Below are 4,092 nucleotides of genomic sequence, written 5' to 3'. Positions count from 1 at the left end.
CCCAGGCCCACCGCCTGCAGCAGCGCGGCGGCGACCAGCGCCCGCGTGGTCCAGCTGGCGCGGCCGCGCTGCGGCGGCGCCTGCGGAACCGGCGCGTCCAGGCGCTGCAGCAGGCGCTGCAGCCCGGCCTCGGCGTCCACCGGCACGTCGCTGGGCAGGGTCATGGCCATGCGCAGGCGGCTCTGCTGGGCGAACTCGGCGCTGCAGTGCCGGCATTTGGCCAGGTGCGCGACCAGCCACTCGTTTTCGGCTTCCGTGGCGCTGTCCTGCAGCACCCACGGCATCAGGTCCCAGGCATGCGCGCACTCGTTGCCCGGCTCGTTGAAGCCCGTTTTCATCACGCGCTCTCCGTCAGCGTGGACGCATCGCCGGCCAATCCCGGCAACACGTTGCGAAGTTTGACCCGGGCGTGGAACAACCGGGCTTTGATGGTGCCCACCGGGCACTGCATGATCGCGGCGACCTCTTCCAGCTTGTGGCCGAGGCCGTAGACCAGTTCCACCACCAGGCGCTGGTCGGCCGACAGGCGTTCCAGGCCCTTGCCCAGCCAGTCGCGCAGCTCGCGGTCCTCGTCCGGGTCGGCCGCCGCGGCGTGGTCCTCGGCGGCCACGCCGTCGTCGATGGCGTCGTCGCTGTGGTGGCGGATCGCCTTGAGCCCGCAGCGGTAGGCGATGCCCATGATCCAGGTCGAGACCTGCGAATCGCCGCGGAAGTCGCCGGCCTTCTGCCAGACGATCCAGAAGCAGTCGTTGATCGCTTCCTCGATGATGTCCGGGCGCCGGGTCAGCCGCGACAGGAACCGGCACAGGCGCCCGTGGTAGGCGCGGTACAGGCGGGTCAGCGCCTCGCGGTCGCTGGCGGCCATGCGCCGGAGCAGCATGCGGTCGGTGGCATCGCCGAGCAGGTCGGTGTCGTTCATGGGAGCAGGTGTGGCAACGGGCACCGGTATGTGCCGGGGCGGCACGGAAAGGTTGCGCTGGCCTCAGAAGCTGCGGGAGACGCTGGCCACCCACGGCCACAGGCCGCGGTCGGCATAGCCGGTGCGGGCGTTGCTGAACACACGGTCCACCTCCAGGCTCCAGCGCCCGGCGTTCCAGATCAGCCCGGCGTGGCCGTAGCGATAGTGCGCCGTGTACTCCAGTCCGTACAGGGTCGGCGGCGCCTGGCTGACGCCGGCGCCCACCGACAGCGACAGCGGGCCGGTCAGCGGCTGGTGCGCGGTCAGGTCCAGCGCCCCGTACCAGCGCTGCTGCAGGCCGCTGTCGGGCATGCGGAAGGCGGCCAGCGACAGGCTCAGGCGGTCGCGGTAGCTCCAGCCCAGGCTGACCTCGTCGCGGTTGAACAGGCGGTTGGCGCGCGCACCGGGGTAGCGGTACAGCAACGCCTCGGCCTGCAGTTGCCAGGTGTCGGACACGTTCCAGCTGCGCGACAGGCCGAGGCTGCTCATCAGCACCGTGCCCGGCGCGTCCAGCGCCACGCTGGCCGAGCCGCTCAGCGACCAGCCCGGCGCCGGCAGCCAGAACAGCGCGCCCTGCAAGGTCGGGGTAGCGCGGGTCACGGCGATGCCGCGGTCGACCAGTTGCGAGCTGATCCCGGCGGCGCCGCCGACATCGCCGGCCGTCGCCACCGGGGCGTGCAGGGCGGCCAGCGCCAGGGCCAGCGCCGCGCCGGCGCAAGGATGCACTGACCGCCGGGCCGCGGTGCCCGTCCTGCAACGCTGGGCGGCGGCTGGCCGGGACGAGGCACCGCGGACGGCAGGCAAAAAACGCACGGTGACTCGATGCTCGCAGGTCAGGAATCGGGCACGGGCGCGGCACGCTGGCCGGCCCGTCGGGCGCCGAATATGACCGGATCGGGCAGCGAGTTCAATGCAGGCTGTGCAGGTAGGCGATCAGGTCCTGCAACTGCTTGGCATCGTCCAGGCCGTCGTACTTCATCTTGCCGCCGGGCAGCGCCTTGGACGCCGGTTGCGACAGGTAGCTGCGCAGCTTGTCGTCGCTCCAGGTCCACTGGCTCTGCTTCATCGCGTCGGAGTAGGCGTAGTCCGGCACGCTGCCGGCGCGACGCCCGGCCACGCCGAACAGGGTCGGGCCCTTCTTGTTCTTGGCCGGCGCGGCGCTGTGGCATTCGGCACATTCGCTGGCGAACACGCCGGCGCCGGGCATGCCGCCGGCGGCCCGTGCGGACGGCGCCACCACGGCGGCCAGCGGCAGCAGGCCGGCCAGCAGGGTGCACAGGGAGAGGGCATGGGTGCGTTTCATGGGGGAAGCTCCGTGCGGGGGAATCAGAAAGCGAGGCTCAGGCTCAGCGCGAACTGGTTGAGGTCGCGCGGGCGGGTGACCGGGGTGGCCCCGAACACGTTGCCGGTGCTGCCGTTGAACTTGCTGAAACGGAACCAGGTCGCGGACAGGCGCAGGTTGGAGATCGACGAGTAACTGTCGTCCTTGCCGAACGGTGCCCACGAGGCGCTGATCAGGTTGCTGGTGGTGTCCGGCGCGCCGTACGGGCGGTAGCGGAATGGATCGTCCGAGCCGGTGTTGATGAAGTGCGCCAGCAGCAGGCTGTAGCTCTGCTTGTAGGTGTAGTTGAGGCTGATCGACTGGTCGCGCACGCTGGCCCGGCGCGGGCCTGCCAGGGCCGGGTTGGTCGGGTCGATCAGTGCGCTGCCGTAGCGGCGGCGCTCGTAGATGTTGAGGTAGCCGAGCTTGAGGATGTGCTCGCGGGTGCCCAGGAACTGGTAGTTGAGGTCGTAGCCGAGGTCGGTGAAGTCGTCGCGCGGGCCGGTGCTGCGCGGCAGCTGCCGGCGCGTGGTCAGCGCGACCACGCCGGCCGAGAAGAACTGCCGCTTGAGGTCCTTCATGTAGCTCAGGCGCAGGTAGCCGGTGTCGCTGAGCTTGCCCGGATCGCCGCCGATGGCGTAGCCGAGATCGTCCTGGGTCGACACCGGCAAGGCGGTGTAGGTGCCGAGTTCGCCGTACCAGTTGCGGTCGTACAGGCCGTAGACGCTGGTGCCGATCACCCGGTTGGACAGCGACGACTGGTTGAGCAGGGTGGTCGAACTGGCATAGGCCGAGGCCGGACCCAGGCCGGAGGCGTTGGGCAGCATGCCGATCGGATCCTGGCTGCCGGGATTGTTGTTGACGCTGACGCCGAGCAGGGTGTCCTTGCCGCCGAGCTGGAAGCTCTTGACCACCGCGCGCACGTCCACGTTGTCCAGTCGCGTGGTGTAGTCGTTCTTGCCGTTGTTGGTCCTGGCGACCTTGACGTAGCCGCCGACGTTGTCGGTGATGCGTCCGGCCAGGTACAGGTCGGCTTCGCTGAAGCGGGTGCGGTTCTCGCCGCGCGCCGGCACGCTGCGGGTGGCGGTGAGCTGCGCGGAGACCGGGATCTTGGTGCCGTTGCCGTCGCTGTCGGTGTAGCCGCCGAGCTTGAAGCGCATGCCGTACGGGGTCAGCGCCGGGCCATAGGCGCCGATGTGGCAGTCGGCGCAGGACGAGCCGGTCTGCCGCGCGAATGCCGGCACCGCGGCCGCGCGCGGGCTCAGCACCAGCAGCAGCGAACCGAGCGCCGACCACAGCAGCGCCTGCTCGGCGCCGCGCGTCCTGTCGCTGCGGGAGAAGGTGGAGGGGGACGACGGGGCCTGGTGCATGCGGAAAGTCCTTTGGCGGGCGGGTGGGGGCGGCGACGGACGCAAACGGGGAAGGAAGACGCGGCTCAGCGGCGGCGCAGGAACGGCAGCATCCGTTGCAGCACCGCGTCGCGGCGGACGAGGTGGTGCCACAGCGCCGCGCCGATATGCAGCAGGATCAGGCCGAGCAGCAGCCAGGCCGCGTCCACGTGCCAGGCGCCCAGGGTGTCGGCGAGATCGGGATCGGGCGCGACCAGCTCCGGCAGCGTCGCGCCGAACAGATGCACCGGTTTGCCCATCGATTGGCTGAGCGCCCAGCCCAGCACCGGCAGGGTCAGCAGCAGCGCGTACATCACCACGTGGGTGGCGCCGGCCAGCAGGCGCATCAGCGCCGAACCGGCCTCCGGGTCGTGGCGCTTGCCCAGGCGCATCCGCAGCACGACGCGCAGGCAGAACAGGCCGAG

At 70.7% G+C, this 4,092-nt stretch carries 5 protein-coding genes and 1 pseudogene; all 6 read right to left on the bottom strand.

Features of this window, described 5'->3' with window-relative positions:
- Nucleotides 1-338, bottom strand: a pseudogene (locus D180_RS17275) (zf-HC2 domain-containing protein); the annotation flags it as partial.
- Nucleotides 338-919 (bottom strand): sigma-70 family RNA polymerase sigma factor, encoded by a 582-nt coding sequence (locus D180_RS17270; protein ID WP_017913785.1) that lies wholly within the window; start codon nucleotides 917-919, stop codon nucleotides 338-340. The pseudogene D180_RS17275 and the gene D180_RS17270, both read right to left, overlap by 1 nt.
- A 63-nt stretch (nucleotides 920-982) precedes the next feature.
- The gene (locus D180_RS17265) at nucleotides 983-1,684 is read right to left on the bottom strand and encodes a hypothetical protein (RefSeq protein WP_017913784.1); all 702 of its coding nucleotides are present in this window, start codon (nucleotides 1,682-1,684) and stop codon (nucleotides 983-985) included.
- A gap of 181 nt (nucleotides 1,685-1,865) precedes the next feature.
- Nucleotides 1,866-2,261 carry a c-type cytochrome gene (locus D180_RS17260; RefSeq protein ID WP_017913783.1) on the bottom strand — a complete coding sequence of 132 codons (396 nt, stop codon included), beginning with the start codon at nucleotides 2,259-2,261 and terminating at the stop codon, nucleotides 1,866-1,868.
- 23 nt (nucleotides 2,262-2,284) lie between these two features.
- Nucleotides 2,285-3,649 (bottom strand): hypothetical protein, encoded by a 1,365-nt coding sequence (locus D180_RS17255; RefSeq protein WP_017913782.1) that lies wholly within the window; start codon nucleotides 3,647-3,649, stop codon nucleotides 2,285-2,287.
- 65 nt (nucleotides 3,650-3,714) lie between these two features.
- The coding region (locus D180_RS17250; protein WP_017913781.1) for a cytochrome b/b6 domain-containing protein at nucleotides 3,715-4,092 on the bottom strand (378 nt) is incomplete at its 5' end.

Source organism: Xanthomonas sp. SHU 166 (assembly GCF_000364685.1).
Classification (GTDB): domain Bacteria; phylum Pseudomonadota; class Gammaproteobacteria; order Xanthomonadales; family Xanthomonadaceae; genus Xanthomonas_A; species Xanthomonas_A sontii.
The sequence above is the reverse complement of the archived record's forward strand: the minus strand, read 5'-3'. Positions and strand labels throughout refer to the sequence as shown.